At 64.8% G+C, this 24,187-nt stretch carries 28 protein-coding genes; 19 read left to right on the top strand and 9 right to left on the bottom strand.

Annotation, left to right across the window (positions count from 1 at the left end; all coding sequences use genetic code 11):
• Nucleotides 1-87: 87 nt before the first annotated feature.
• From O4N75_RS06055 to mgtA, 5 genes are all read left to right on the top strand, one after another.
• Complete coding sequence (locus O4N75_RS06055; RefSeq protein WP_269628455.1) at nucleotides 88-342, top strand: lipoyl domain-containing protein; 255 nt, start codon at nucleotides 88-90, stop codon at nucleotides 340-342.
• A gap of 63 nt (nucleotides 343-405) precedes the next feature.
• Nucleotides 406-1,173 (top strand): glucose 1-dehydrogenase, encoded by a 768-nt coding sequence (locus O4N75_RS06050; protein ID WP_269628454.1) that lies wholly within the window; start codon nucleotides 406-408, stop codon nucleotides 1,171-1,173.
• An 8-nt stretch (nucleotides 1,174-1,181) separates the two neighbouring features.
• Nucleotides 1,182-1,625 carry a hypothetical protein gene (locus tag O4N75_RS06045; protein ID WP_269628453.1) on the top strand — a complete coding sequence of 148 codons (444 nt, stop codon included), beginning with the start codon at nucleotides 1,182-1,184 and terminating at the stop codon, nucleotides 1,623-1,625.
• The gene (locus O4N75_RS06040; RefSeq protein ID WP_269628452.1) at nucleotides 1,622-2,221 is read left to right on the top strand and encodes an NAD(P)H-dependent oxidoreductase; all 600 of its coding nucleotides are present in this window, start codon (nucleotides 1,622-1,624) and stop codon (nucleotides 2,219-2,221) included. The genes O4N75_RS06045 and O4N75_RS06040 overlap by 4 nt, the downstream gene beginning before the upstream one ends.
• 42 nt (nucleotides 2,222-2,263) lie before the next feature.
• Nucleotides 2,264-4,891: a magnesium-translocating P-type ATPase gene (gene mgtA, locus O4N75_RS06035; protein WP_269628451.1), complete on the top strand. Its 2,628-nt coding sequence runs from the start codon at nucleotides 2,264-2,266 to the stop codon at nucleotides 4,889-4,891.
• Here mgtA and O4N75_RS06030 read toward each other — a convergent pair.
• Nucleotides 4,881-5,873, bottom strand: coding sequence for a zinc-dependent alcohol dehydrogenase family protein (locus O4N75_RS06030; protein ID WP_269628450.1), 993 nt, complete (start codon nucleotides 5,871-5,873; stop codon nucleotides 4,881-4,883). The two genes, mgtA and O4N75_RS06030, sit on opposite strands and share 11 nt — an antisense overlap.
• 186 nt (nucleotides 5,874-6,059) lie before the next feature.
• Here O4N75_RS06030 and mprF point away from each other — a divergent pair, with 186 nt between their 5' ends.
• Nucleotides 6,060-8,663: a bifunctional lysylphosphatidylglycerol flippase/synthetase MprF gene (mprF, locus tag O4N75_RS06025; RefSeq protein ID WP_269628449.1), complete on the top strand. Its 2,604-nt coding sequence runs from the start codon at nucleotides 6,060-6,062 to the stop codon at nucleotides 8,661-8,663.
• Here mprF and O4N75_RS06020 read toward each other — a convergent pair.
• Both O4N75_RS06020 and O4N75_RS06015 read right to left on the bottom strand, forming a co-directional pair.
• Complete coding sequence (locus O4N75_RS06020; RefSeq protein ID WP_269628448.1) at nucleotides 8,592-9,836, bottom strand: acetate/propionate family kinase; 1,245 nt, start codon at nucleotides 9,834-9,836, stop codon at nucleotides 8,592-8,594. The two genes, mprF and O4N75_RS06020, sit on opposite strands and share 72 nt — an antisense overlap.
• Complete coding sequence (locus O4N75_RS06015; protein ID WP_269628447.1) at nucleotides 9,833-10,819, bottom strand: bifunctional enoyl-CoA hydratase/phosphate acetyltransferase; 987 nt, start codon at nucleotides 10,817-10,819, stop codon at nucleotides 9,833-9,835. Before O4N75_RS06015 ends, O4N75_RS06020 begins: the two co-directional genes overlap by 4 nt.
• Nucleotides 10,820-10,993: 174 nt before the next feature.
• On the opposite strand from O4N75_RS06015, the gene O4N75_RS06010 reads away from it, so the two are divergent.
• Complete coding sequence (locus O4N75_RS06010) at nucleotides 10,994-11,380, top strand: DUF302 domain-containing protein (RefSeq protein ID WP_269628446.1); 387 nt, start codon at nucleotides 10,994-10,996, stop codon at nucleotides 11,378-11,380.
• Between the two features lie 26 nt (nucleotides 11,381-11,406).
• On the opposite strand, the gene O4N75_RS06005 is transcribed toward O4N75_RS06010, so the two are convergent.
• Nucleotides 11,407-12,243 carry a universal stress protein gene (locus tag O4N75_RS06005; RefSeq protein ID WP_269628445.1) on the bottom strand — a complete coding sequence of 279 codons (837 nt, stop codon included), beginning with the start codon at nucleotides 12,241-12,243 and terminating at the stop codon, nucleotides 11,407-11,409.
• Nucleotides 12,244-12,416: 173 nt separating this feature from the next.
• Between O4N75_RS06005 and O4N75_RS06000 the strand changes: the two genes are divergently transcribed.
• The 3 genes from O4N75_RS06000 (at nucleotide 12,417) to O4N75_RS05990 (ending at nucleotide 14,015) form a co-directional block, all read left to right on the top strand.
• On the top strand, nucleotides 12,417-12,962 hold the full coding sequence (locus O4N75_RS06000) for a hypothetical protein (protein WP_269628444.1): 546 nt from the start codon (nucleotides 12,417-12,419) through the stop codon (nucleotides 12,960-12,962).
• Between the two features lie 157 nt (nucleotides 12,963-13,119).
• The gene (locus tag O4N75_RS05995; RefSeq protein ID WP_269628443.1) at nucleotides 13,120-13,566 is read left to right on the top strand and encodes a pyridoxamine 5'-phosphate oxidase family protein; all 447 of its coding nucleotides are present in this window, start codon (nucleotides 13,120-13,122) and stop codon (nucleotides 13,564-13,566) included.
• A gap of 161 nt (nucleotides 13,567-13,727) precedes the next feature.
• A complete protein-coding gene (locus O4N75_RS05990) occupies nucleotides 13,728-14,015 on the top strand; it encodes a hypothetical protein (protein WP_269628442.1) in 288 nt (95 codons plus the stop codon).
• Here the strand turns inward: O4N75_RS05990 and O4N75_RS05985 are convergent.
• Nucleotides 14,012-14,503: a pyridoxamine 5'-phosphate oxidase family protein gene (locus O4N75_RS05985; RefSeq protein ID WP_269628441.1), complete on the bottom strand. Its 492-nt coding sequence runs from the start codon at nucleotides 14,501-14,503 to the stop codon at nucleotides 14,012-14,014. The genes O4N75_RS05990 and O4N75_RS05985 overlap by 4 nt on opposite strands.
• Before the next feature lie 169 nt (nucleotides 14,504-14,672).
• On the opposite strand from O4N75_RS05985, the gene O4N75_RS05980 reads away from it, so the two are divergent.
• The 4 genes from O4N75_RS05980 to O4N75_RS05965 all read left to right on the top strand — a co-directional run bounded on the left by O4N75_RS05980 (nucleotide 14,673) and on the right by O4N75_RS05965 (nucleotide 16,394).
• The gene (locus O4N75_RS05980; RefSeq protein ID WP_269628440.1) at nucleotides 14,673-15,125 is read left to right on the top strand and encodes an Hsp20/alpha crystallin family protein; all 453 of its coding nucleotides are present in this window, start codon (nucleotides 14,673-14,675) and stop codon (nucleotides 15,123-15,125) included.
• Between the two features lie 35 nt (nucleotides 15,126-15,160).
• Complete coding sequence (locus tag O4N75_RS05975; RefSeq protein ID WP_269628439.1) at nucleotides 15,161-15,583, top strand: DUF2267 domain-containing protein; 423 nt, start codon at nucleotides 15,161-15,163, stop codon at nucleotides 15,581-15,583.
• Nucleotides 15,584-15,613: 30 nt separating this feature from the next.
• Nucleotides 15,614-16,075, top strand: coding sequence for a host attachment protein (locus O4N75_RS05970; protein WP_269628438.1), 462 nt, complete (start codon nucleotides 15,614-15,616; stop codon nucleotides 16,073-16,075).
• 115 nt (nucleotides 16,076-16,190) lie between these two features.
• Entirely contained in the window at nucleotides 16,191-16,394 is a 204-nt protein-coding gene (locus O4N75_RS05965; protein ID WP_269628437.1) for a dodecin family protein, read from the top strand.
• 224 nt (nucleotides 16,395-16,618) lie between these two features.
• On the opposite strand, the gene O4N75_RS05960 is transcribed toward O4N75_RS05965, so the two are convergent.
• The 4 genes from O4N75_RS05960 to O4N75_RS05945 form a co-directional block, all read right to left on the bottom strand.
• A complete protein-coding gene (locus tag O4N75_RS05960; protein WP_269628436.1) occupies nucleotides 16,619-17,290 on the bottom strand; it encodes a sensor histidine kinase in 672 nt (223 codons plus the stop codon).
• Between the two features lie 115 nt (nucleotides 17,291-17,405).
• Nucleotides 17,406-17,744: a hypothetical protein gene (locus O4N75_RS05955; protein WP_269628435.1), complete on the bottom strand. Its 339-nt coding sequence runs from the start codon at nucleotides 17,742-17,744 to the stop codon at nucleotides 17,406-17,408.
• An 11-nt stretch (nucleotides 17,745-17,755) separates the two neighbouring features.
• Nucleotides 17,756-19,405, bottom strand: a complete 1,650-nt coding sequence (locus tag O4N75_RS05950) for an MBL fold metallo-hydrolase (protein WP_269628434.1) — start codon at nucleotides 19,403-19,405, stop codon at nucleotides 17,756-17,758.
• Between the two features lie 21 nt (nucleotides 19,406-19,426).
• A complete protein-coding gene (locus tag O4N75_RS05945; RefSeq protein WP_269628433.1) occupies nucleotides 19,427-19,732 on the bottom strand; it encodes a hypothetical protein in 306 nt (101 codons plus the stop codon).
• Between the two features lie 196 nt (nucleotides 19,733-19,928).
• Here O4N75_RS05945 and O4N75_RS05940 point away from each other — a divergent pair, with 196 nt between their 5' ends.
• The 5 genes from O4N75_RS05940 to O4N75_RS05920 all read left to right on the top strand — a co-directional run bounded on the left by O4N75_RS05940 (nucleotide 19,929) and on the right by O4N75_RS05920 (nucleotide 24,185).
• Nucleotides 19,929-20,573, top strand: coding sequence for a helix-turn-helix domain-containing protein (locus O4N75_RS05940; protein WP_269628431.1), 645 nt, complete (start codon nucleotides 19,929-19,931; stop codon nucleotides 20,571-20,573).
• A gap of 17 nt (nucleotides 20,574-20,590) precedes the next feature.
• Entirely contained in the window at nucleotides 20,591-21,418 is an 828-nt protein-coding gene (locus O4N75_RS05935) for a universal stress protein (protein ID WP_269628430.1), read from the top strand.
• A gap of 245 nt (nucleotides 21,419-21,663) precedes the next feature.
• Complete coding sequence (locus O4N75_RS05930) at nucleotides 21,664-23,130, top strand: PAS domain-containing sensor histidine kinase (RefSeq protein ID WP_269629334.1); 1,467 nt, start codon at nucleotides 21,664-21,666, stop codon at nucleotides 23,128-23,130.
• Nucleotides 23,120-23,719 (top strand): response regulator FixJ, encoded by a 600-nt coding sequence (gene fixJ, locus O4N75_RS05925; RefSeq protein WP_269628429.1) that lies wholly within the window; start codon nucleotides 23,120-23,122, stop codon nucleotides 23,717-23,719. Before O4N75_RS05930 ends, fixJ begins: the two co-directional genes overlap by 11 nt.
• A 76-nt stretch (nucleotides 23,720-23,795) precedes the next feature.
• Nucleotides 23,796-24,185, top strand: a complete 390-nt coding sequence (locus O4N75_RS05920; protein ID WP_269628428.1) for a response regulator — start codon at nucleotides 23,796-23,798, stop codon at nucleotides 24,183-24,185.
• Nucleotides 24,186-24,187 lie beyond the last annotated feature (2 nt).

Raw genomic sequence — 24,187 nt, 5'->3', positions numbered from 1 at the left:
CATCAGGACGTCGCTGGCGAGGGATTGATCTGCCACAAGGTAGGCTGCTCCGCGCAGGTCAATTTGTCCGCATTAGCGGAGAGCCACATGGACATTCGAATAAGCGAAGAACTCTGGGCGACCGCAATGGCGCCGGAGGGTGTGTTGGAGCGCTGGCGGGTAATGGACGGAGCACCGGTCCGTCGTGGAGACACCATAGCGGAGGTACGCATCGAAGAGTGCCTGCATGACATCGTCGCCCCAGGCGATGGCCGCATCGTGCGGCTTCTCGCCGACGGCGCACTCATAGAACCGGGAACGATGATCGCTCGTCTGGAGGTCTTGCGCCGCAGCGCCGATTGATCCGGCGCAAAGTCCCCGCGCTCCAGGCGCCTAGGTTCTCAGGAGACGACTAAGGAGGTCTCCATGGGCAGGCTAGACGGCAAGGTCGCGGTGATCACCGGCGGCGCCTTGGGCCTCGGACGCGCCACAGCGTTGCGAATGGCCGAGGCGGGCGCTGCGGTCGCCGTCTGCGACGTGCGGCTCGATGAAGCCAACGCGCTCGTCGATGAGTTCATCGAGCGCGGCCTTCAAGCGGCAGCCTGGCGCCTGGATGTATCCAGCGAAGCCGAATTCGAGAAGGTGCTTAGCGAGGTCGCTAGGCGGTTCGGCCATATCGACATCCTGGTGAACAACGCCGGCGTCGCGGGAGCCGACAAACCGACAGACCAACTGACGGAAGCGGAATGGGACGCGGTCCAGGCGGTGAACGTCAAAGGCGTATTCTTCGGCGTCAAGCATGTGATCCCCCACCTGCGCCGCGCCGGCGGTGGCAGCATCATCAACCTAAGCTCGATCTATGGTCTGATCAGCGCGCCCGACGTGCCGCCATACCACGCCTCCAAGGGGGCGGTGCGCCTCATGACCAAGACCGACGCGCTGCTCTACGCGCCAGAGAAAATTCGCGTGAACTCCGTCCACCCTGGCTTCATCTGGACGCCAATGGTCGAGGGCTATCTGAAGGCCCATGGTGACTTGGCGCAGGGCCGTCTCGCGGTCGACGCGCTGCACCCGCTCGGCCACATCGGGGAGCCGGACGACATCGCCTGGGGCTGCGTCTACCTCGCCTCCGATGAAGCCAAGTTCGTCACCGGCGCCGAGCTGGTGATCGACGGCGGCTATACCGCACGGTGAGGAGCGCCATGTCCGCGATCCTCAACGCCCTTTCCCGCGGCGCCCTCGTCTGGCTGCTGTTGATGGCCGCCGAGAGCCTGCAGGGCGTTCTGCGCCACCTGTTTCTCTCCCCGGCGCTGGAGTTGGCGCTGCATCAGCTCTCGGTGATGGTCGGAGTCGCCGTCATCTTCGCGATCACCTGGGCGTTGCTGCCCTGGATGCGGATCCGCACGACGCCCCAGGCCTTGGCGATCGGCGTCATGTGGGCGTTGCTCACGCTCGCCTTCGAGTTGGGGATCGGCTGGATCGTGGGCGCCGATTGGAGCCGCGTGTCGGCCGACTACGATCTGATCCACGGCGGATTGATGCCACTTGGTCTTCTGGCGATGGCGCTGACCCCCTGGACGGTTTGGCGGCTGCGAACCGCCCGCGCCTCCCCGCGTTCTGACCGCAGGCTACGGAAGTCACCGTGAAACACGCCGTCATCGTCGCGCATCCCGCCCGAAAAAGTCTCAATGCGTCGATTGCGCAAACCTATCGCACGGCCGCCGAGAAATTGGGCCACTCGGTCGCTGTACGCGATCTCTATGCCATGCGCTTCGACCCCTGCCTCAAGGCCGCCGAAATCCCCGGGCCCAAGGCGCCGGTGTTCCGCGACGACGTGCTTCGGGAGCGCGCGCGATTGGCGGACGTCGACGTGTTCGTCTTTGTCTATCCGCTCTGGTTCAACGCGCCGCCTGCGATCCTCAAGGGATACGTCGACAGGATCTTCGGCATGGGCTTCGGATTTCAACCTGGGCTAGGCGGCAACGCCCCCGCTCTCACCGGCCGTCGATTGATAAGCTTCACGACGTCTGGCGCCCCCGATCATTGGGTTCGCGATACGGGTGCGATGACCGCCTTGACCCAATTGTTCGACAATCACCTGGCCGGAACCTGCGGCCTGACCGTCGTCGACCACCTCCACTTCGGAGGCGTGGTTTCGGACATCACCGAAGAGTCCGCGGCCGAAGTATTCGCCCGAGTCCGGGTAGCCGCCGCTCAGCATTTCGGAGTTCAGAACTCCTGATCGGCCGCGGCAGGCTACGAACGGGCGCATGTTGGAGCTCTCATGGCGTTCCCGTTTGCGCGAAAGCCGCCTGAAATCCCAAACGCCGCCGTGGAACCGCGTCGTCCCGCCCGCTCGAACATCAGCTGGAAAGCGCCTTTCTGGACGCTGACCATCGGAGAATTGTGCGGGCAGCTCGGATGCCGATCAAGCGGCCTCACGACCGCCGAGGCCCTCGCCCGCCTGGCGACCTATGGTCCCAACGCCGACGCCGCGGCGCGTCAGCCCGGCCTCGTCCGCGCTATCGTCCGGAGGCTGCTCGAGCCCTTGTCGCTCATTCTGTTGGTAGCCGGCACGGTATCGGCCGCGACAGGGGACACGACGGGCGGGGTCATCATCGTTGCGATCCTCGGCCTCTCCATTGGTCTGGACACCTTCCAGGAGGGCCAAGCCAGCCGCGCCGCCGCCGCGCTACGTGCTTCCGTGGCCTTGAAGGCGGAGGTGCTGCGAGACGGAACCTTCGTGCGCGTAGCCGTCGAGGACGTCGTCCCAGGTGATGTCATTCGCGTCCGCGCGGGCGACATCGTGCCGGCGGACGCCCTAGTGTTGGAGTGCGCCGCCTTCACTGCAAACGAGGCGGCGCTGACCGGCGAACCCTATCCAGTCGAAAAGACGCCGAAGAGGAGCACCGGTCTCACGCCCAGCCAGGCTTCCAACGCGCTGTTTCGCGGCGCTGTCGCCCAGACCGGCGAGGCCCTGGGACTGGTGGCAGGCACCGGACGCATGACGTTGTTTGGCGCTGCTGCGTCCGCGCTCAACCAACCAACAGAGGTTTCTCCATTTGAACGAGACCTACGCGCCTTCGGCCTCCTGACCGCTCGACTGACTATCGCCCTGGTCCTGGTGGTGTTGGCGACCCACGTCCTCTTCGGCCGACCGGTGCTTCAGTCCTTGCTGTTCGCCGTCGCCTTGGCGGTGGGCCTGACGCCCGAACTGCTGCCGATGATTACGACCGTGACCCTGTCGCGTGGAGCCGTTCGGATGGCGGCGCGAAAGGTGATCGTAAAGCGGCTGGCCTCGATCCACGACCTGGGCGCCATGACCGTGCTGTGCACCGACAAGACTGGAACGCTCACGTCGGCGGAAATCGCGCTCGCCCGGAGCTTTTCCCTGTCCGGCGAAGACGACCCTCGCCCCGCGGATCTGGGCGCGATTGCTGCGATCTTGGGGGGCGACAGAGGGGCCCTGGACGCCGCCTTGGCCGCCCGCCGACCTGACGTCTCAGGATGGCGCGCGACCGCCAAGTGTTCGTTCGACTATTCTCGCCGGCTTGGTTCGATCCTCGTCGCGGGTCCGAGCGGCGCCCTGCTGATCGTCAAGGGGGCGCCTGAGGCGGTGTTGCCGCTGTGCGGGTCGGTCCGGCTCCCCGCCGGGGTCGCCCCCTTTGGTCCGCAGGAACATGCAGCGGTGCTCAAGCAGATGCGCGCGCTCGCCCAGGATGGCCTGCGTTCGATAGCCATCGCGAGCAAGCCGGCTGAGCCGACCCAGGACAAGATCGCGCCCACCGACGAAGGCGATCTCGTTTTTGAAGGCTTATGCGCCTTCGCCGACCCGCCGAAGGAAAGTGCGGCGGCCGCGATCGCCGGGCTGGCCGCCGCCGGCGTGAAACTCAGGGTTCTCTCCGGCGATGACCCCGTCGTCGTGCAGCATCTCGCTGGACTGGTGGGCCTAAGGGCCGAGACCGTGCTCTCGGGCGCCGACGTCGCCAAGCTCGGAGATGACGCGCTCGCGGTGCGGGTCCGCCAGGTCGACGCGTACGGGCGCCTGACGCCCGACCAGAAATCACGGTTGATCAAGGCCCTTCAGGCGAGCGGCGAGGTCGTCGGGTATCTGGGCGATGGCATAAACGACGCCCCGGCCCTGAAGGCCGCTCACATCGGTCTGTCCGTCGCCGGGGCCAGCGGCGTCGCACAGGCCGCGGCCGATATGATCCTCCTGGAATCCCATCTTGAGGTGGTCGCCGACGGCGTTGGGGAAGGCCGGCGGACGTTTGCGAACATCCTCAAGTACGTACGCATGGGTGCGAGTTCCAACTTTGGCAACATGCTGTCCATGGCGGCGGCCTCGCTCTTTTTGCCGTTTCTGCCGATGGCGCCGACGCAAATTCTCCTGAACAATCTGCTCTACGACGTCTCGGAAATCGGAATCCCGTTCGATACGGTGCGCCCGGAAGCGGTAGCGCGGCCGCAAGTCTGGGACATGCACGCGCTGATACGCTTCGCCGCCGTGATGGGGCCGCTCTCGTCGGTATTCGATCTGCTGACCTTCGGCCTGCTCCTGACCGCCTTCCACGTTTCGGTCCCGCAGTTCCAGACTGCCTGGTTCCTGGAGTCCATGGCCACCCAGATCCTCGTGATATTCATCATCCGCACAAATGGTCGTCCATGGCGCGATGCGCCGCGTCCTTTGCTGACCGCATCGACGCTTTGCGCCCTGGCGGTGGCCATGGCTGCGCCATTCACGCCGATCGGGAAGTGGTTCGGCTTTCAACCGCCGCCGCTAGAGGTCGGGCTCGGCCTGGGCTTCCTGGTCGGCATCTATCTGGCCTCGGCCGAGCTGTTGAAGCGTTATGCCGTCGGATCCATCCGCCGGCAGGTGAGCACTAGCTCAGCGATGAGGACTACGGCCTAAGCACCGCCGCGCCGGCGAAGGCGCCCGAACGCAGATCGTCGAGCGCTTGGTTCGCCTCGGCCAGGGGATAACTGATCGCGTGCGGCCGGACGCCCGCAGCAGCCGCCCATGGCAAGTAGTCCTTCGCATCTTGCCGAGTGAGATTGGCGACGGAGACGAGACGCCGCTCCCCCCAAAGCAACTCATACCCAAAACTCGGGATATCGCTCATGTGGATGCCGCCGCACACGACGGCTCCCCCCTTGCGCACGGCGGCGAGGGCGAGGGGCACGAGTTCACCGGCCGGAGCGAAAATGATCGCGGCGTCGAGGGCCATCGGCGCCTGTTCACTCGAACCTCCAGCCCATGCGCACCCCAGGTCCATCGCCAGCGCCTGCGCCAGGTCATCTTGGTCGCGGGTGAACGCATAGACCGTCTGCCCCTCGAAGATCGCGAGCTGAGCTAGCAGATGCGCGGCGGCGCCAAACCCATAGAGGCCGAGATGGCGAACCCCGCCCCCCGCACAGGCCGCCCGCCACGCTCTAAATCCTATCAAGCCGGCGCACAGCAGCGGCGCAGCGTCTTCGTCGCTGAACTCCGCAGGTATCGGGCAGCAAAAGTCGGCTCTGGCGATCACGTAGTCGGCGTATCCGCCGTCGCGGCTCCAACCCGTGAACTCGGCGGCATCGCAGAGGTTTTCCCGCCCCTCGCGGCAAAACCGGCAGACGCCGCATGTCGCCGCCAGCCAACAGACGCCAAGGCGCTCCCCAAGGCGAACATCCGTCACGTCCGGACCAACCGCCTCGACCAGACCGACGATCTCGTGACCGGGCGTGACGGGACTTTTGATCGGCGAGAGCTCCCCATCGACAATATGGAGGTCCGTGCGGCAGACCCCGCACGCTCGCACCCGCAGCCGAACCTCACCTGGTCCCGGCGTCGGATCGACGCAAACCTCGGCGATGAGAGGCTCGCGGATTCGTCGCAATCGCATGGCGCGCATGTCGGCCTCGCCGCTTCCCCCGCCTCAACCGAAAACGCCGACACGTCGCCGATTTCGGACGCAGGCGGGGATGTGAAGTCCTTCAGCTAAAGGAACACCATCCTCCGCCCTCCGTACCGGCGTTGCGCCAAGTCAAGGCGGCCCAGATCGCAGGCCTCAACGTCGCTGACGCATCGTGAGGCGGCCATGGACACGCGCACTTCCAACTCTGATCGGCCGATCTCCCGCGGGGAGCGATGGGGGCCAAAGCTGCTGTGGCTTCGCCAGGTCGTCGACTCAGACGCCTTCCGCATCAGCTTCGCCGTGCTGGTCTTCGCCGCCGCTCTCGGGGTTCTGCGGCAGGAGCTCCAGGGGCAGAACTTCGACAGCATCGCGCGGGCGTTTGGTTCGGTTTCGTCGACGGCGTTGCTCCTGGCGGCAGGCGCCACTGTGGCCAGCTACGCCTGCCTTGCGGTTTCCGAGCGTTGGGCGCTGGCCGCCATAGGCCGATCGCTCTCGCCGCTGCGGATCGCGCTGGCCACCTTCGTATCCTACGCCCTCTCAAACGGGTTAGGATTCAGCGCCGCGACGGGCGGCGCTGCGCGCCTGCGCTTCTATCGCGCGTGGGGCCTAAGCCTCGCGGAGGTCACGGCCGTCACGCTCCTGGCGGGCGCAGCGGTGACCCTCGGCGGAGTTGTCTGCGCCGGCATGGCGATCCTCCTGATCCCAGGCGCGGCCCCGATCCTCGCCTGGATCGGGGCGCTCGCCATCGTGCCGACGACTTTCTGGCTGCTGCGTCCCCCTCGGCGAACAGCGCTGTTGCCAGGGGTCGAATTCACGAGGCCGGGCCCAGCGCTTCGCTTCAGCGCCATCGCAGCGGGGATCGCCGATTGGGTGTTCTCCGGCCTTGCGCTCTACATCCTTCTGCCCGCGCCGACCTTCGCCGATTTTGCGCCGTTCATGGTGATCTTCGTCCTGGGCTCGCTGGTCAGCGCAGCGAGCGGCCTTCCGGGCGGAATTGGCGTCTTCGATGCGATCCTGCTGAGCCTCAGCCACCGGTTCGGAGCGACCCACGAAAACGTGGCTGCACTTCTGCTCTATCGTTTGATCTATGTTGTCGGCCCGCTGGCGCTGACAGCGTTGGGGTTGGCAGGATATCAGCTGCGGCGGCTGGACCGCGCGGCGACAACGACCGGCTTTCGGATCGCCGAGGCCATCGCCCCGGCCATCCTGGCGACCCTCGTGTTCTGTTTCGGCGCCGCGCTGCTTCTGGCTGCGGCCAACCTACCCATGCCGCTCCCGCCCCCGGAGCCATGGATGGCGGCTCTACCGAGCCGCCCGCTCGCCACGAGCCTCTTGGGGGCGCTGCTGGTCATCGTCGCGATGGCGCTTTGGAGACGCCTGGAGGCAGGCTTCTATGCGACCTTCGCCCTACTCTCGCTCGGGGCGGCGATGGAGCTCTGGCGCGGCTTCGGCGTAGCCACCGCAGGACCGCTCCTCGTCCTGGCCGCTGCGCTCGCCCTCAGCCGGCGTGCGTTCGACCGTCAGTCCGCCGGCTTCCATCATGTGATCTCGCCAGCATGGCTCGCAGCGGCAGGCTTGGCCGGCGTCTCCAGCCTTGTACTGGCGTTGGCGACCCGGGACGTTCGAGCCTTGGCCGATCAGCCGTGGTGGCGATGGCTTCGCCCCGGCGGCGACTTCGGCGTCGCGGCGGTGGCAGCCGGACTAGCGTCGCTCGGCCTGCTGATCGCGATCTGGTGGCTGGCCAGTCCCAGCCCGCGCGAGCCGCGGCGGCCGTCCAAGGACGAGATGGCGCGCGCAGCGCGCATCGTGGACGCTGCAAGCGGCATATCCTGCGACGCGCTGCTCTATCGGATGGGCGACAAGTCTTTTGTGTTCTCCCCGTCCGGGCTCAGCTTCGTGATGTTCCGCGCCTATCATGGCCGCTGGATCGCCATGGGCGACCCAGTCGGACCGCCCGGCGATCGTTCGGCCGCGATCGAGGCCTTCATTGCAGCGGCGGACGCCGCCGACGCCAAAGCTGTATTTTATGCGGTCGAAGCCGCCAGTCTGCCGACGCTTCTTGCCGCCGGACTATCAGCCCAAAAGATCGGCGAAAGCGGGTCCGTCGACCTCGCCCACTTCGACCTGAAGGGCAAGGCGCACGAGGACCTGCGTCATGCGCTCAATAGCGCCTCTCGCTCGCACCTGCGATTTGACGTGCTGGCGGCCGACGCGCCGACAACGCCCTGGCATGATCTGGAGGCGGTGTCCGACAGCTGGCTCGATGCGCACGCCGGCGTCGAAAAGACGTTCAGCCTGGGCTCCTTCGATGTCGGCTATCTGCGCCAGTTCCCGATCGCCGTCCTTCGCCGGGGCGAACAGGTGGTAGCCTTCGCAAACGTCATGATCACACCGGACCGCGCCCGGTTCGGCCCGGATCTGGTACGCGCAGACGCGGACGCGCCGCATGGGACGACCGACGCGCTATTGGGGCATCTCATTCTGTGGGGCAAGGCGCAGCAACTGGGCGTCTTCGAGCTTGGCATGGCCCCGCTCTCGGGGCTGCCGCTGAACGCCGTGGCGCCCATTTCCACCCATGTCGAGGCCTGGATCTTTCGCACTGCGAACAGCCTCTATGGGTTCCAGGGGTTGCGCGAATACAAGGAGAAGTTCACGCCCACATGGCGCGACATCTTCCTCGCCGCCGATCCCGACGTGAATCCCCTGATCGCACTCTCAGATGTCGCCCTCTTGACGAGCGGCGGAGCGCGCAAGCTTCTGCATCGCCCCAGGCGCAGCCGGCGCTAGCTCTCCTTGAATGCAGCCGTATACGCCTCGCGCGATCACCAACTGCTCGTCGGTCGGAACGACAAGGATTTCCACTTCGCCACCGGCGTTGATCCGGCCCGCTCCGGCCTGGTTCGCCGCCGTGTCGAGCCTTGCGCCAAGCCATCCGCAAAGCTCGACAACGCGCTCGCGGATCGCCGGGGCGTTCTCTCCGACACCCGCCGTGAACACCAGGGTGTCCAGGCCGCCCAACGCGGCCGCCAGAGAGCCGATGTCACGGGCGATGCGGTAGACATAGACTTCCAGCGCTTGCTTGGCGTGGGGCGCGCTGCTGGCCAACAGCGTGACCATGTCCCCGCTCAGCCCCGAGAGGCCCAGCAGACCCGACCGTCGGTAGAGCAGATCGCTTACGGCCGCCGGACTCATGCCCCTGGATTGGAGCAGATATAGGATGACGCCCGGATCTATGGATCCGCTGCGGGTGCTCATGGGCGGCCCCTCGAGCGCGGAAAAGCCCATTGTCGTGGCGATGCTGCGGCCGCGGTCCATGGCGCAGAGAGAGCCCCCGCTGCCAAGATGCAAAACAATGGCCCGACCGCCGGCTTTTTCTGCATCCCGCTCGCGCAACACGCCAGCGATGTAGTCATAGGACAGACCATGGAAGCCATAGGCCACGACGCCGTCATCGATCAGGTCTCGTGGCAGGGCATAGAGTCGGACAACCTCCGGCTCATCCGCATGGAAGGCGGTGTCGAACACTCCAACCTGCAGTACGCTCGGGAGGCGCCGCCCCACGATCTCCACTCCGCGCAGATTGAAAGGCTGGTGAAGGGGCGCAAGCGAGCACAGCTCCTCCAACTTCGCGCGGACCTCCCCGCACAGGACGCGAGGCTGGCGGAAATCCCGTCCGCCATGCACGATACGGTGCCCGACCGCCGCCAAGCCGGCTGTCCATCCGTCGAGCGTCAGCCAGTCGAACAGCCGCTCGAGCACGGCCTCGAGGCCCAGTTGTTCCCCCCAGAGCTCGTCAAGCCGCGTGGCGCCTTCGACGCGGACGCGCATCCGGGGCGTTCCATTCAACCCGGAGATCTGGCCCTCCATTTTCAAGGGCAGCCCCGCCAAGGCTTCATAGACGGCGAACTTCAGGCTGGAAGACCCTACGTTCAGGGTCAGGATGGAGCCCCCCTCTCTCATCTCACATACTTGGCGGGCTTGTGTTGGGTGACGAGGATCGCCAGCGCGCAAGATGCTAGGCGCGAAGCTTCCGGTTCGGAGCGGCTTGTAAGCATGATGGGGACACGGGCGCCGAGAACGATCCCCGCCGATTGCGCGTTCGACAGGTAGAAGAGCTGCTTGGCCAGCATGTTGCCGGATTCAATGTCGGGGACGATCAGGATGTCAGCTTCGCCTGCTACCGGCGAGACGATGCCTTTGGCCCTTGCCGCTTCAGGCGATACAGCATTGTCGAAAGCCAGCGGCCCATCCAGCAGCCCCCCGACGATCTGCCCGCGATCAGCCATCTTGCACAAGGCGGCCGCATCGAGCGTCGAGATCATCTTGGGATTGACGGTTTCGACAGCCGAAAGAATGGCCACTTTGGGTAGCGGCGCGCCCATCGCGTGAGCCAGATCAATGGCGTTCTGCACAATGTCACGTTTGGTGGCGAGATCCGGCGAGATGTTCAGCGCCGCATCGCTGATCAGCAACGGCCGCGGGTAGCTCGGCACGTCCAGAACGAATACGTGGCTCATCCTGCGGTCTGTTCTCAGGCCCGAGGTTGGCGCTACGACCGCCTCCAGCAGTTCGTCCGTATGCAGCGCGCCCTTCATGATAGCGGCCGCCTGTCCCTTCGACGCCATCGCACAAGCTGTCGCTGCGGCCTGATGGCTGTGCTCGACATCCACCAGTTCGAACGCCGAAATATCCCGGTCGGCGTCTCGGGCCGCGGCCTCGACCCTCGCCCTGGGGCCAATGAGTATCGGGGCGATCAGCCCGCGTTTCGCCGCCTCTATCGCGCCCGTCAGGGATAGAACGTCGACCGGATGGACCACGGCCGTCAAAAGCGGCGGCTGATCTTCGGCCATCCGCATCAGTCGTTGGAGCTGGCTCCCGGGGTTGGAAGCGCCCTTTTCGGCAGCCTTCTCAGTGATCATCACGTTCTCCGGCGCGGCCCTCATCGCACGCGAGCCTCGGGGATCATCGCGCACCTAGGCGACGGCGGCCAAGACTTTGAAATGATACCGCCAAGCCGCCAGCCGGCGGTCGCACCGGCCATCGACCTTGAGCCAGCGCAATGCCGACCTCGCATTTCGGCGCCAGCCTGTCGCCTTCAATACCCATTGGAGCGGCACATGTACTATTTCGCCAAGTCTGTGGCGGGCGACTTCGTCGACGTCGTAGCAGCAACCCGGCGCGCGCTCGCCGCCGAAGGTTTCGGAGTCATCAGCGAGATCGATGTCCAGGCGACGCTGAAGGCCAAACTCGACGTCGATTTCCGGCCGTATCTCATCCTCGGGGCATGCAACCCCGCCATGGCCCATCAGGCCCTGCTGCTGGAGGACAAGGTCGGGACCATGTTGCCATGCAACGTCGTGGTTCAGCTTCTGCCAAACGGCCAGGACGTTGAAGTCGCGGCCGTCAATCCGATCGCCTCGATGGGCGCCATCGACAATCCCGATCTGCGCGGCGTCGCTGCGGCGGTAGGCGGCAAGCTTCAGGCGGCTCTCTCGCGCTTGTAAGCCCTCGCTATTCGCGCCGCCGCGTTTCAGTGAGAAAGAAGAAGCGGCGCGGGCACGTCGTGCAGGAGCTGACGGCTGACCCCGCCCAACACCCATTCCTGCAGCCTGGGATGGCCGTACAGGCCGGCGATCAAGAGGTCGATGTCGAGTTCGGCCATCTGCCGCACAATGACATCCGCTGCGTGTTCGTCCTTGCTGCTGTCGACGATGAGATTGGGTTTGACGCCGTGACGCTCCAGCAAGCGCAGCAGCATCCCATCGGTCTCGTCTGCTCCGGAAGGCGAGACCATCAGGACGTGAATTTCGTCAGCGCCCCGGATGAATGGCCACCCATCGCGAAGCGCACGCGCGGCTTCACGCGAACCATTCCAGGCGACAAGCACGCGTTTGCCGACGGGCGGGGCGTAATCGTCGGTCGGCGTCACCAGGACTGGCCCACCGCTAGCCATCGCAACGTCCGCCGCCGCCACATGCTTCTGCCCCATGTAGACCGACATTCGGGCAGGCATGACCACGAGATCGGCTCTACGAGCGCATGCGATGAAAGCGTCGGGATGGTCGCCGCTGACTTTCATGAAATCGAACTCGACGTTGCCCTCGCCGACCCCGTCTCGGAACATCTGCTTTGCGACCTCGCTGGCCTCCTCCACGCCTTTGGCGTGGTCCCTCAAGAGCCAATCGATGTCGTCGGGGGGCAGGCCATAGAGTGACTCACCCGCGCCGAACTGCAGCATGAATTCGCTAGTGAGAAAGACCCCTGTCAGATGGGCCTTCCAGCGGTGGGCGAGATCTGCGCCGAACTTGGCGCGGTAAGATCCCGCAGCTGTCGAATCCATCAGGATGAGGATATCGCGATAGTCCATGTGCGCCTCCGTTGGGTACAGCCTAGCGCGGCGTCGACGCCCCGACTTGACCCAGGTCAAGCCGCGGGCCTTGCGCTAGTGCGGGAGGTCGCGGCGTCTTGAATTGATCAGGCGCAAAGCACTCGCCGTCCTGCAAGCCATGCTCCGCGGGCTCAATCCCTCAGGAGGTAATCATGTCGCTTCGCTTGACCCTCGTCGCGGCAGCGCTGCCGTTCTGCTTCGCCGGCCATGCCGCCGCGGAAGCCCCCAAACCCGCGGTAGCCGCACAGGCCGAGGTCCAAAGCCTGGATGCAAAGGCCGAGGCAGCTCTGAAGCGGGCCCGTGATAGCGCGCAGGCGTCGCTGAACGCCGCGAACGCGGCGGTCGAGAAGGCGGAAAAGGCGGCCGAGCAGATGAGCAAGGAGGCGGCGACGGCCTCGCGCGACGCCGCGCAGAAGGCCGCCGCCGCGGCGGAAGCCGCCGCCAACGACGGCCGCGCAGCCTTCAAGGAGGCCTCGTCTGAGAACCGCAAGGCGTTTGAGCGCTCGTCGCAATCGGCGAAATCGGCAGCCAAGCAGGCGGGCGATGCACTCGCCACCGTGATCGCCAATGATCGGACAGCCGCCAAGGCGGCTCTGGAAGCGGCCCGAGTTCAGGCGAAGCAGGCCGCCGCCGAGGCCAAGAAGGCGCTTGAGGCGGCCGAGGCGTCGCTCCGCCCGCCCCCGCCCTCCAAGAGCTGAGCGCCGACCTGCCAATGAGGCGCGACCCAAGAACCAATGCGCCTCGTTGGTGGTTCAACGGTCGTAGTGATGGAACCCAGCGAGGCTTCCGATGACGCCTTCAAGACATATCCCGTCCATCGCGCCTGACACCGTCGGCGGCCTCGACCCTCGAGCCATGTGCCTCGAAATCCTGGACGAGAACCGGATCATGTCGATCGGAACGGTCCGGAGCGACGGCTGGCCGCATGTAACGCAGGTCAACTATCTCCGGCTTGATCACGCGCTGTACTTCGTAGTCTCGCGCGACAGTCAAAAGTTCGCGAATATCGACCGTGATCCCCGCGTTTCCATCGCGCTTGGCGGGATTCAAAGCCCGCGCGGCCTGTCAATTGCGGCTCGAGCGATGGAAGTTCGGGACGGCGAACGGATCAAGCAACTGAACCGCGCCATGCAGGCGCGATCCAAATCTGCGGCCTTCACACCCCATCCAAGCTCGCCGCTTGTCGCCATCATGGAAGCCAGGCCGGAGATCATATCCCTAGTCGACTACACGAAGCCGCCGGGCGCCCGCCGATTGATGCGGGTGATCGAGGACTGGCGCCTGGAACCTGTGGCGAACTGACCAGGCGATCTTGAGCAGCAGCCTCGCTGGCTACATCCCGCTCCAAGCTATCGCGCAGCGGAGCCTTGGTCTTACGCAAAGGTCCGCGCAACGAACCGATTGATCGCGGTCAAGGTTGCTCGGGTCGCGCCATGACGACGATAGGCCGAAGGAGCTTCATCATGCCTTTTCTCAGCGTCACGAAGACTGGGTTGGCGGTAGGAGCCGCTGTCGGAAGCTGGCACGCACTTTGGGCGCTTCTGGTCATGCTCGGCATAGGCCAGAGTTTTCTAGACTACATCTTGAAACTACACTTCATCGACCTGCCGCTCCGGGTCGCGCGCTTTGACTGGGCCACCGCCGGCGCCCTGGTGGGCGTGACGGCGCTGCTTGGATTTATCGCTGGCGCTCTCTTCGCTTTGGCGTGGAACGGCCTGAACGCCCGTAGCAAGGCGGACATGCCCCGCTAGGCGGACGCAGCGGCATCGTCCCAGGTCAGTCCTCCGTCCTGACGAGACGAAGCGCGACCGCGGGCGACGTGGCCAAACCCGCGTCGGTAGTCGAGCAGGCTCACGCGCTGGATCACGATCTCGAACAGCGCGATTTCGGCTCCGGTCGTGATGTACTGGGCGATCTCATCAAACTTCTTCATGAAACACTCAGCGGCTCTCTCCGCGGCTTCGCCATTGAGGCGCCTTGCGTGCCCGGAGATGGCCAGGCCGCGGATCTGAGACCAATCCGAGTAGGGCGAGGTGATCGTAATGGCGACGCGCGGATCTCGCGCAATGTTCGCCGCCTTCTGAGATGATGGATCGCAGCCGAAGTAGAGTGAAAGGCCGCGTGAGGCGTAGCTGACCACCACGGCGTGCGGCCCGCCGTCCGGCAGCAGGCTCGCGAGCGTCATGTCATGGCGCCCTTCCAGCAGTTCGAGCACGTCATCCGTCAGTTTTTCGCTCATGCCACGCTCCTTTTCGGGAACCCTATCCATGGCGGGGCGACCAAGTTTGAGCCTGCTCAATCCCTCGGCAAAGGCCGGCGCAAGTCGACGATTGATCGGCGTCAACTCCGCGGCGCTGGCCCCGTGATGTGCTGGCTTCCCGAGTTGGCTGAAGCCAAAGGAGACGCAGATGACCGCTCAAACACCAGCCAAGACCCCGCCGGCCACGAACCATCGTTCCGCAATCAGCGTCCTTGCGCCCATCCAGCGTGAGTTTGATCGCCTTTTCGAAAGGCTCGGCGAGGGTTGGGGAGACGGTCCGCGGATGGATGTCCGAGACACCGATCAGGGGCTGGAGATCACCGTCGAGCTTCCGGGGATCGACAGGAAAGATGTGAAAATCGCGGTCGAGGACGACATCCTTACGATCAGCGGCGAGAAGAAGACTGAGAAGGAAACCAACCAGGCCGACTATCGGGTTAGCGAGCGCAGCTATGGCGCCTTTACCCGCAGCATCGCGCTCCCGAGCAGCGTCTCGGCCGACAAGATCGAGGCGTCCATGCGCGACGGGGTGCTGACACTCAAGGCGCCGCGGAGCGATCAGGCCAAGCCGCGGACGATCGAGATCCGGCCGACCGCATAGGCCGTTCCTCTGAGGTTGAGCCGGGAGAGACGTCGATGACCACCGGACTTGCCGTGTTCGACACCACCGTGCAGGAAACCAATGCGTGGCTGAACCAGATTGAGGCGGGCTTACCCCCTTGCGGGAAGCAGGACGCCTATCAAGCCCTGCGGACGGTGCTGCATGTGCTGCGCGACAGGCTTCCGCATGAGGCCGTGCTGGGACTGTCGGCCCAGCTGCCCATGCTCATCCGCGGCTTCTTCCTGGAAGGGTGGGAGCCAGAATCCCCGCTCGACATCCACGACGCCGCGGACTTCGCCGATGAGGTCGAAACCCGGCTTCCTGAAGGCTTCCCACGCGCCGGACAGGATGTGGCGCAGGCCGTCTTCGCAGTCCTACGACAACAGTTGGACCCGGGCGAGGTCAGCAAATTGGCCAGGATGCTTCCGAAAGGGCTCCGCCCAGTCCTGCAGCCATGATCCAGCCGCCCGGCGGCAGGAGAGTTACACATGAGAACCCCATCGCAGCTATTGTTCGTCCTGACCGACGGCGGTCGCGCACGCTTCGTCAGGAAGTCCCAAGCCACCGGTCACTTTGAGGCCTTCGACGAGTTGAGAGCGCTCAAGGATCTCGATGCGGTGCGCGAGAAGGTTCGCTCGCGAACGCTTCCGCGGACGCAATCAAGCACAACCCCTCGACGTTCGGCGATTGAAGGCGACAACGCGGTCCGCGCGGCCAAGGAGAGCTTCCTTGATCGGGTCGCCGAGCACGCCGCCGCGACCTGCCGTCGCGAGCGATTTTCCGGCATTTTCATAGCCGCGCCGGCCCGGTTGATCGGCCCGCTCGAAGCTCGACTTCGCGACAAGGCCTCTCTAGCCGGAACACTCGGCAAGGACCTTACCAAGACACCAGTCGAGCGTCTGGAGCAATGGATTGGCGACGTTCCCACCGCCAGGCTCCCACCGCGCTGACACGCTCATACGGCGGCCTGAACGCGCCTGACCGCCGCTTGACCTGCATCAACTCCCGCCCTGGGGCCTGCCCCAGAATGAGAGCGCCACGATCCCTGTGGCTGGAGATATCGCGATGCTGAAAGTCATTGAGGTCCTCGCAGAGTCCGAGACCAGCTGGGAAGCTGCCGCTCGTTCCGCCGTTGAGGAGGCCAGTCGGACGCTGCGCAATGTCCGCTCGATTTATATCAAGAACTTCGAGGCGCAGGTCGCCGACGACCAGATCGTTAGCTACCGGATCAACGCCAAAGTCACCTTCGAACTTGAAGAAAGCCGCTGAAATAGCCGCCTCAACAGGGTCGATGCGCGGGCCGCCAGCGATCAGGCGGAGACGCCGGGTCGTCGGCGGCCCCAAGGCGATTCAATCGGCTCTCCGGCGCGAAGCCGATGTGGGCCTGGTCAGCGCCGGGCGTTCAGATGGTCGTCGATCACCTGAGGGTCGGATAGCACAAAGCGGCAAAGGAGGCCGTCACGGACGGCCCCTTTCCCGCCGCCAACTTTCAACTAGCGGCGCGGCGCCTGCGCACCGTTGCTGTTCAGCCCCGCTGGGAACGTCACCCGTACGACCAGCCCAGAACTCTTCGAAACGAACTCCAGTTCGCCGCCAAGCTGCTTGCTGAGCGCGCGCATCAATCTCAGGCCGAGCCCGCCGCCGAAGCGCGGGTCCAGCCCGCTCTTCAAGCCCGGCCCCTCATCAGCGATCTCGACGACCACCGACGCCCCGTCCTTGCGTCCGCGCACGTGGATCTTCCCTTCGCAACCATCTTGATAGGCATACTTGACGGCGTTGGTGACGGCCTCGGACACGATCTGAGTGACGGGAAGCACCTTGTCGGGGGTCACAAGACAATCGGGTGAGCACTCGACCCCGATCTCTACGCGGCCGGCCAGCAGGGCGGCGAGCGGCGTGCAGGTCGCCTGCAAGTGGCGGGCAAGGTCTGCGGCGGCGTCGGCGCCCTGAGCGCTCAGCATTCGGTGTAAGCTGGCGACCGCGTCGGTCTGGGTCCTGATGGTCTCCAAAAGCAGGTGCACTGCTTCGGGCGTGACCCTTTCGCGGTCGATCTCCAGTTCCTTGAGCCGCACGAAGGCGGCCAGCATGGCCAGGTGATTGGCGATACGGTGATCGGCTTCTCGCCACAGCCGGCAATCGTCGCACGAAGTTGGTTGATCCATCATCGCCATCTCGTCAGGTCAGCCGAAGGGTTCGGTCATCTCCGACTGTCACGATAGATGGCGCGGCCCGACGGGTTTTGACTTCGGTCAAGTCACTGGTCTGGCCTAGCCCCTGGGCTCATCTCTCGGGCCAGGGGGCGTGAATCGCCTTGTCCAGGACGTGTCCCAGCTCATCGTCCGACATGTCATAGAGATCCTCGGCAAGGACGCCGACGAGAACCAAAAGCGCTTCAAGCTCGCCCCGCAGCGTGTCGAGTTCATCTTCAGGTGCGACGATGACAAGCCCTTCTAGATGGTGCTCGGCCAGGATGTGCCGAGCCTTTCGCGCCAGCTGCTGGGCCGCCATCTCGGGGCCCGCACGCACACAGGTTGCATACCGGCCATCTGACGCCGGCAGCACAAGTCTCCACCGCCCCTTGGAGGCGATCAGAAACAGCAGCTTGTGAACCTGCGACAAGGCTCTCCCCGTCACGTGGCAGGAAGAGAAGCGCCCCGCCTACGCCTGTCCTGGATTTCAACGAGCGCCGCGCGCATGTGATCGATCAGCGCAGCCCTTGCGGCGTCGGAACGCGCCCCTTCGAGCAAGGCGTCGAACTCCAAAAGGAGCGCCGCACGTTCATTGTGCCAATCCAGCGCGGCGACAGCCGTCGCCGGCAAGCGCGGCTGTTGCCCGCCCTCGCTGCTCACAGCCCCTCCCTGCAAGACGAAGCTCTCGTCCAGGTCGGGGATGACAAGGGATTGCGGAACAAGACCCGCCGCAGTCAAACGCGACCTCAGGCCATGCAGGGCGTCGGGCTCGCCATGAGCCAGAAAAACCGTGCCTTTCACAGGGCCACGGGCTTTCACCCAACCAACCAGACCATCAGCGTCGGCGTGCGCTGAATAGATGTCGAGCGACCGGATACGGGCCTGGACTCGAACATCATCGCCCTCGATGCGCACCCGCGCAGCGCCCTCCTGCAGAAATCTCCCAAGAGTGCCGACAGCCTGGTATCCGGCAAGAAGCACCGTCGCCTGCTTACGCCACAAGAGACGCTTGAGATGCTTGCGCACCCGGCCAGCGTCGCACATGCCGCTCGCGGCGAGAATGATATGCCAGCCTGACAGCCGATCGAGGCCGTCGCTTTCATCAGGCGCGCGAAGAAACTTGAGCCTGTCGCGCGCATAAAGGCCTTCGAACGGGTTGACCCCGGTTGAGCGGTTCCAGCCGCGATGGCGAAACACCTCGGTCGCTTCGATCGCCAACGGCGAGTCCAGGAAGATGTCCGCCTCGGGCGCCCGGCCCTCCTTCATGATCGTCAGGATATCGGCGAGGAGTTCCTGTGATCGCTCGACGGCAAATGCCGGGATCAACAGTGGGCCGCCGGCGGCATGAGCCGCCGCAAGTTCTTGGGCCAGGATGCGACGCCGCTCGGCAGGATCGATCATTGGCCGGCGGCGGTCACCGTAGGTGGATTCCACGATCAGATGATCCACCCCGCTGGGGCCTTCCGGATCTGGGGAATAGTCGCGTCCGCCCGGGCCAAGGTCTCCGGAGAACAGCAGCGATATCGGTCCATCAGCGGTTTCGACCTTCAGTTCGATGGAAGCTGAACCCAATATGTGTCCCGCCTCCCAGTAGGTCGCGCTGACCCCGGGCAGGATCGGGGTCTCCTCGCTCAGCTTTACTCGCTCGAAGAGTTCAAGCGTCTTGACCGCGTCGCGCTCGGTATAGATCGGCTCGACCGCCGGTCGGCCGCGTCGCTGGTTGCGGCGATTGAGATGCCGCACCTCACTCTCCTGGATGCTCCCGGCGTCCGGCAACATCACGGCGCAGAGATCGCGGGTCCCCGCCGTCGCATAGATCGGCCCCTCGAAGCCGGCCTTCATCAGCTTGGGGAGCAGCCCCGAGTGATCGATATGCGCATGGGTCAGCAGAACCGCGTCGATCGTCGCGGCGTCAAATGGGAACGCGTCGTAGTTGAGGGCCTTCAGGGTCTTGGATCCCTGAAACATCCCGCAGTCGATGAGCAATCGGGCCGCGCCTGTTTCAATGAGGGCGCAGAAGCCGGTCACGCATCCGGCCGCTCCGTGGAACGTCAGCTTGATCGCCTGGGACCCTGGCGCGTCCGTGTTCATGTCACTTCACCCTGGTTGGCCCTAAGCGCGACCGATCCGGCGCAGTAGACCTAGGCCCACAAGCGCGATGGCGGCGCCCGCCAGCACAGCGACGACCCGGGGCCGCCGTGCGGCTTCTCTTCGGGCCTTGGTTGCAAGGTCGCGGGAGCACGCGGCGGCGTCCTCGACGAACTCCTCGGCGGCATGAGCAAGGCCGATGGCGCCAGCGGAGGCCGCCTCGCCGGCTTCTTCCACGAAGCGGCCTGCGGCGGCTCGTAGGTCCTGCCCAGCGTCCTGCAGAATACCTTCTGCAGCGTGCGCGAGCCGTTGAGACTTGGATCTTGTCATCGGGCTGCTCTCCTATCGGCGGCAGAACGCCACGATGCGGACGTCACCGTCTTGACCTCGATCAATCGGGCCCCGATCGGGCAGCTTCGCCCGGCCTCCGTAGATCTACTTAAGCGAGGGTCCTTAAGCACCGACCACGAATATCGCCGTTCGCTCACCGGTCGTACCGATTTGGGTATCGACAGGGAGACCGACGATGCCCGTCCAGGTGTTCAATGAACTTCCCTCCGCGCGATCCATCGACGCCTTTGGCGCTATCGGCGTGCGCATGCACTTCGCCGCCGAGGAAGAGATTTACGCCCAGGAAGAAGACGCCGACCTAATCTATCAGGTGTTGGAAGGCGCCGTCCGAACCAACCGCCTGCTCAGCGACGGTCGACGACAGATCGGCGACTTCTACTATCCCGGTGAGTTGTTCGGAATGGAACCCGGGGACAAGCACAGCTTTTCGGCCGACGCCCTCGGCGACTGCACCATCTTGGCGGCCAAACGTTCAGCGGTCCGGCACTGCGGCGACCAGCGTGAGAGGCTGGAGGATTTGATCTGGACGGCCACGGCGCAGGAGCTCGCTCGCACTCAAGAGCATCTTTTTATTCTGGGCCGCAGGGGCGCCTGCGAAAAGGTGGCGAGCTTCCTGATGAGCGCCGCCAAGCGGGCGAAGTCTGACCTTACGCCGCTGGCGATGAGCCGGCAGGATATCGCCGACTATCTTGGTCTGACGATCGAAACGGTCTCGCGAACCCTGACCCAGCTTCAGTCAGACGGCCTCGTGAGGTTCGCCGGCTACAGGAACTTCCAGGTGGTTCGACCAGCGGGGCTTTCGCGGCTGGTGGCCGCCTAGCTGAAGAGCAAGGCCCCATGCCGTTCAAGAGCCTTCTATGCCACGTGCCGCCGCAAGCAGACCTCGCCGCACATGTCCAATGTGCAGCCAGTCTGGCCGACGAGTTCCAAGCGACCGTTGTCGGCGTTGGAGCGGCAGCTGTGCCCCCTTTCGCCGGGCGATCAGGCGGAGCCTATGCCGCGGTCGATAGTCAATGGCTCGCCATCCTGCGCGAGCAGCACGACATGGCGATGGAAGCCGCCTGCCGGGTGTTCGATGCGGCGACGGGCGATCGGCAAAAGACTTGGCGAACAAGTTGGGCCGAGCCGACCGTGGCCCTGACCGCAGCCGCGCGCGGCGGGGACCTCATCGTCGTTCGACATCCGAGCTCCAGCCATCCCGATCGCTACACCGAAGTCGATGTCGGCCCTCTGGTGATCAAGGCCGGACGTCCGGTCTTGGTCTGCCCGTCCAGCGGCAGCTACCTCAGTGACGCGCCGGTCCTCGTGGCCTGGAAGGATACCCGCGAGGCACGTCGTGCGGTCGCCGATGCGCTACCGCTTTTGCAGCGGAGCTGCGATGTCCTGATCCTGGAGTGTTCGTCGGAGGCCGATCCCGGGCCAGCTATGGCCAGGATTGAAGACATTGCTGTTGCACTGGCCCGCCATCAGGTGAAGGCGCGGACGGAAGTCCTAAGTCCTCCGGGCAAGACGGGAGAAGCGGTTCTCGCACGAGCAGTTCAGCTCGGCGCCGACCTCGTAGTGGCCGGTGGCTACGGGCATACGCGGCTCGGTGAGTGGGCCTTCGGTGGCGTTACCCGTAGCTTGCTCGAGCAGGATCGCCGCTTCGTTCTGCTGAGCCATTGAGGGGAACTGGCGGTCGATCGCCTGCCCCGGCGACCGCCTAGAAACGCCCTACGGGGACAAGTGCAAAGAAACACCTGATCCACACCAGCGCGTAGAAATGGCTCTGGTCTCGCATTTTCACGCTCATATTTTGGCGCCAGTATTCGCGCGATCTCACCGCAGTCGGCGCGCACCTTGATCAATGCCTTGCATTGACCTGTCGACTGGGGAGATCCAGGAGCTCTGCTATGCCGGTTGGGCGTTCAGTGTCCCTAAGGCGCGACAGGTCCGTCGAGCGGACGACCTTGGTCGGGTTTGCGGTGGCCGTGGCTGGAGCAGCGGTTGGTGGCGTCCTGCAGTGGCTGCTTAGTCCCCACTTCGCAGATCGCTCCTTGGTCATCATCTACACACCGGCTGTCCTAGCGGCCGCTTTGATCGGCGGCAGCATGCCCGCCTACTTGGCCGCCACCCTATGCATCGCCATCAGTTGGGCCTTCCTGCGTGAGGCGACGTGGAGCACCGCCAACCTTCTCGACCTAGGTTTCTTCGCCCTGCTCGGGCCGATACTCGGCATGGTCGGCGACCATGCACGCCGTCAGAGCCAGGCGGCGCGCGCCAGGGAGGTGCACCTTCAGTCGATCCTCGACACCGTGCCGGAGGCCATGATCGTCATCGACGAAGATGGAATTGTCCGATCGTTCAGCGCCGCGGCGGTGAAGTTGTTCGGCTGGCAGCCTGCCGATGCGATCGGGCGCAACGTCAATATGCTGATGCCGGCGCCGTTTCGCGAAGAACACGACGGCTATCTTGACCGCTACAAATCGACGGGCGAGCGGCGCATTATCGGCACCGGCCGGATCGTCGTCGGCGAGCGCCGGGACGGCTCCACCTTTCCGATGGAACTGGCCGTGGGCGAAGCGCGAGTCGGACCGAGCCGGTTCTTCACGGGCTTCGTCCGGGATCTGACCGAGCGCCGAGCTCAGGAGCGCCGCTTGCAGGAACTGCAATCGGAGCTGGTCCACGTCTCACGTCTATCAGCTATGGGGGAAATGGCCTCCTCGCTCGCCCATGAACTCAACCAGCCGCTCTCGGCCATTGCGAACTACATGAGGGGGTCAGCCACCCTTCTCTCCTCTCCGGGCCTCGATCCGGGACGCCTCAAGGAGCCGCTCGAACGCGCCTACGAGCAAGCCCTGCGCGCGGGCGACATCATCAAGCGGTTGCGTGAGTTCGTGGCGCGAGGAGAGACCCAGCATACGCTCGAGGATCCGGTGCGGCTGATGGAAGAGGCCAGCGCCCTCGCCCTTGTCGGGGCACGTGAACAGGGCGTGCGGATCGACCTGCGCTTCGAACGGAATGTCGGCCAAGTCGTCGTCGACAAGGTCCAGGTCCAGCAGGTGGCCCTGAATCTGATCCGCAACGCGATCGACGCCATGGACGGCCACCCCGTTCGTCGCTTGACCATCTCCGTGGCAACGGACCCTGATGATCGGCATTCGACCCGCGTTTCGGTCGCGGATACCGGAAGTGGCGTCGATCCGGAGGTGCTGGCGCGGCTCTTCCAGCCGTTTGTCAGCACCAAGCTCAAAGGCATGGGTGTCGGTTTGTCGATCTGCCGAACGATCGTCGAGGCTCACGGGGGAAGGATCTGGGCCGATAGCAACGAGGACGGCGGCGCCACCTTCTGCTTTACTTTGCCCCTGGCGGAATTGGAGACGTCCGATGAGCGCTAAGCCGGTCATCGACATCATCGACGACGATGAAGCGATGCGTCACTCCGTTGCGTTTCTCCTGGACGTCCAGGGCTTTGAATCTCGGCAGCACGAATCGGCCAACGCCTTCCTGAACTCGGCTGGAGGACGCGGAGCCGACTGCATCATCACCGACGTGCGCATGCCCGACATGACCGGCCTTGAGCTTGTTCGCAAACTCAAGTCAGAGGGCGTCGTTTCGCCGGTGATCGTTATGACCGGTCATGGAGATATCGGCCTGGCCGTCGAGGCGATGAAGGCTGGCGTCATCGACTTCATCGAAAAGCCCTTCGCGAACGAGACCCTGATTTCTGCAGTGCAGGAGGCCCTTCGTCGCGGTCATGATCCTCACGACGCTAGATTCGACGCGGAACGCCGTTTGGAGGCGCTGTCCCCCCGAGAGCGAGACGTGCTGGCTGGCGTCGTCGCCGGCAAGGTAAACAAGGTGATCGCACATGAACTGGAGATCAGTCCCCGAACCGTCGAGATCTATCGGGCAAATCTGATGGCCAAGACAGGCGCCCGTAACTTCTCCGAACTGATGCGGATCGCATTGTCCGCCGGCCTCTGAGGGACTTGCGCCATATCAAGTCGGCGCCTGCCGAATCCTCCAAGGTGGTCTTGTTCCCGCTGTTCGGGGGATGGAGATGATCACCCCGCCCGACCCCCGCCTTGTGCTGATCGCCGATGACGACCGTGAAGTCCTCAACGCACTGAGGTTCGCCCTGGAATTGGAGGGCTACCAGGTCGGCGCCTTCGCGACCGGAAGAGCACTGCTCGAGGCGGCCCACGGCGCGCACGCAGCCTGCCTTGTGATCGACCAGAAGCTGGCCGACACGACCGGCTTGGAGCTCATCATGCGGCTGCGCGCATCGGGTGTCGCTACGCCGTCCGTCTTGATCACCACCAACCTGCCGGCGCATCTGAGGATTCGGGCGACGACCTTGGCCATACCGATCGTCGAGAAGCCCCTGCTGACAGACGCCTTGTTCGCGACCATCCGCGAGCTGATCGGCGGACCGACGCTCGGAGGCTGACG

Origin of the sequence: Phenylobacterium sp. NIBR 498073, from assembly GCF_027286305.1 — a bacterium.
Taxonomy (GTDB): domain Bacteria; phylum Pseudomonadota; class Alphaproteobacteria; order Caulobacterales; family Caulobacteraceae; genus Phenylobacterium.
Note: the sequence above shows the minus strand (reverse complement) of the source record. Positions and strands in the feature narration are given on the sequence as shown.

Bases quoted from the DNA above. Each gene is read 5' to 3' on its own strand.
- O4N75_RS06055 (WP_269628455.1), top strand. From the start codon at position 88: ATGGACATTCGAATAAGCGAAGAACTCTGGGCGACCGCAATGGCGCCG.
- O4N75_RS06050 (WP_269628454.1), top strand. From the start codon at position 406: ATGGGCAGGCTAGACGGCAAGGTCGCGGTGATCACCGGCGGCGCCTTG.
- O4N75_RS06045 (WP_269628453.1), top strand. From the start codon at position 1,182: ATGTCCGCGATCCTCAACGCCCTTTCCCGCGGCGCCCTCGTCTGGCTG.
- mgtA (WP_269628451.1), top strand. From the start codon at position 2,264: ATGGCGTTCCCGTTTGCGCGAAAGCCGCCTGAAATCCCAAACGCCGCC.
- O4N75_RS06030 (WP_269628450.1), bottom strand. From the start codon at position 5,873: ATGCGCGCCATGCGATTGCGACGAATCCGCGAGCCTCTCATCGCCGAG.
- mprF (WP_269628449.1), top strand. From the start codon at position 6,060: ATGGACACGCGCACTTCCAACTCTGATCGGCCGATCTCCCGCGGGGAG.
- O4N75_RS06020 (WP_269628448.1), bottom strand. From the start codon at position 9,836: ATGAGAGAGGGGGGCTCCATCCTGACCCTGAACGTAGGGTCTTCCAGC.
- O4N75_RS06015 (WP_269628447.1), bottom strand. From the start codon at position 10,819: ATGAGGGCCGCGCCGGAGAACGTGATGATCACTGAGAAGGCTGCCGAA.
- O4N75_RS06010 (WP_269628446.1), top strand. From the start codon at position 10,994: ATGTACTATTTCGCCAAGTCTGTGGCGGGCGACTTCGTCGACGTCGTA.
- O4N75_RS06005 (WP_269628445.1), bottom strand. From the start codon at position 12,243: ATGGACTATCGCGATATCCTCATCCTGATGGATTCGACAGCTGCGGGA.
- O4N75_RS06000 (WP_269628444.1), top strand. From the start codon at position 12,417: ATGTCGCTTCGCTTGACCCTCGTCGCGGCAGCGCTGCCGTTCTGCTTC.
- O4N75_RS05995 (WP_269628443.1), top strand. From the start codon at position 13,120: ATGTGCCTCGAAATCCTGGACGAGAACCGGATCATGTCGATCGGAACG.
- O4N75_RS05990 (WP_269628442.1), top strand. From the start codon at position 13,728: ATGCCTTTTCTCAGCGTCACGAAGACTGGGTTGGCGGTAGGAGCCGCT.
- O4N75_RS05985 (WP_269628441.1), bottom strand. From the start codon at position 14,503: ATGAGCGAAAAACTGACGGATGACGTGCTCGAACTGCTGGAAGGGCGC.
- O4N75_RS05980 (WP_269628440.1), top strand. From the start codon at position 14,673: ATGACCGCTCAAACACCAGCCAAGACCCCGCCGGCCACGAACCATCGT.
- O4N75_RS05975 (WP_269628439.1), top strand. From the start codon at position 15,161: ATGACCACCGGACTTGCCGTGTTCGACACCACCGTGCAGGAAACCAAT.
- O4N75_RS05970 (WP_269628438.1), top strand. From the start codon at position 15,614: ATGAGAACCCCATCGCAGCTATTGTTCGTCCTGACCGACGGCGGTCGC.
- O4N75_RS05965 (WP_269628437.1), top strand. From the start codon at position 16,191: ATGCTGAAAGTCATTGAGGTCCTCGCAGAGTCCGAGACCAGCTGGGAA.
- O4N75_RS05960 (WP_269628436.1), bottom strand. From the start codon at position 17,290: ATGATGGATCAACCAACTTCGTGCGACGATTGCCGGCTGTGGCGAGAA.
- O4N75_RS05950 (WP_269628434.1), bottom strand. From the start codon at position 19,405: ATGAACACGGACGCGCCAGGGTCCCAGGCGATCAAGCTGACGTTCCAC.
- O4N75_RS05945 (WP_269628433.1), bottom strand. From the start codon at position 19,732: ATGACAAGATCCAAGTCTCAACGGCTCGCGCACGCTGCAGAAGGTATT.
- O4N75_RS05940 (WP_269628431.1), top strand. From the start codon at position 19,929: ATGCCCGTCCAGGTGTTCAATGAACTTCCCTCCGCGCGATCCATCGAC.
- O4N75_RS05935 (WP_269628430.1), top strand. From the start codon at position 20,591: ATGCCGTTCAAGAGCCTTCTATGCCACGTGCCGCCGCAAGCAGACCTC.
- fixJ (WP_269628429.1), top strand. From the start codon at position 23,120: ATGAGCGCTAAGCCGGTCATCGACATCATCGACGACGATGAAGCGATG.
- O4N75_RS05920 (WP_269628428.1), top strand. From the start codon at position 23,796: ATGATCACCCCGCCCGACCCCCGCCTTGTGCTGATCGCCGATGACGAC.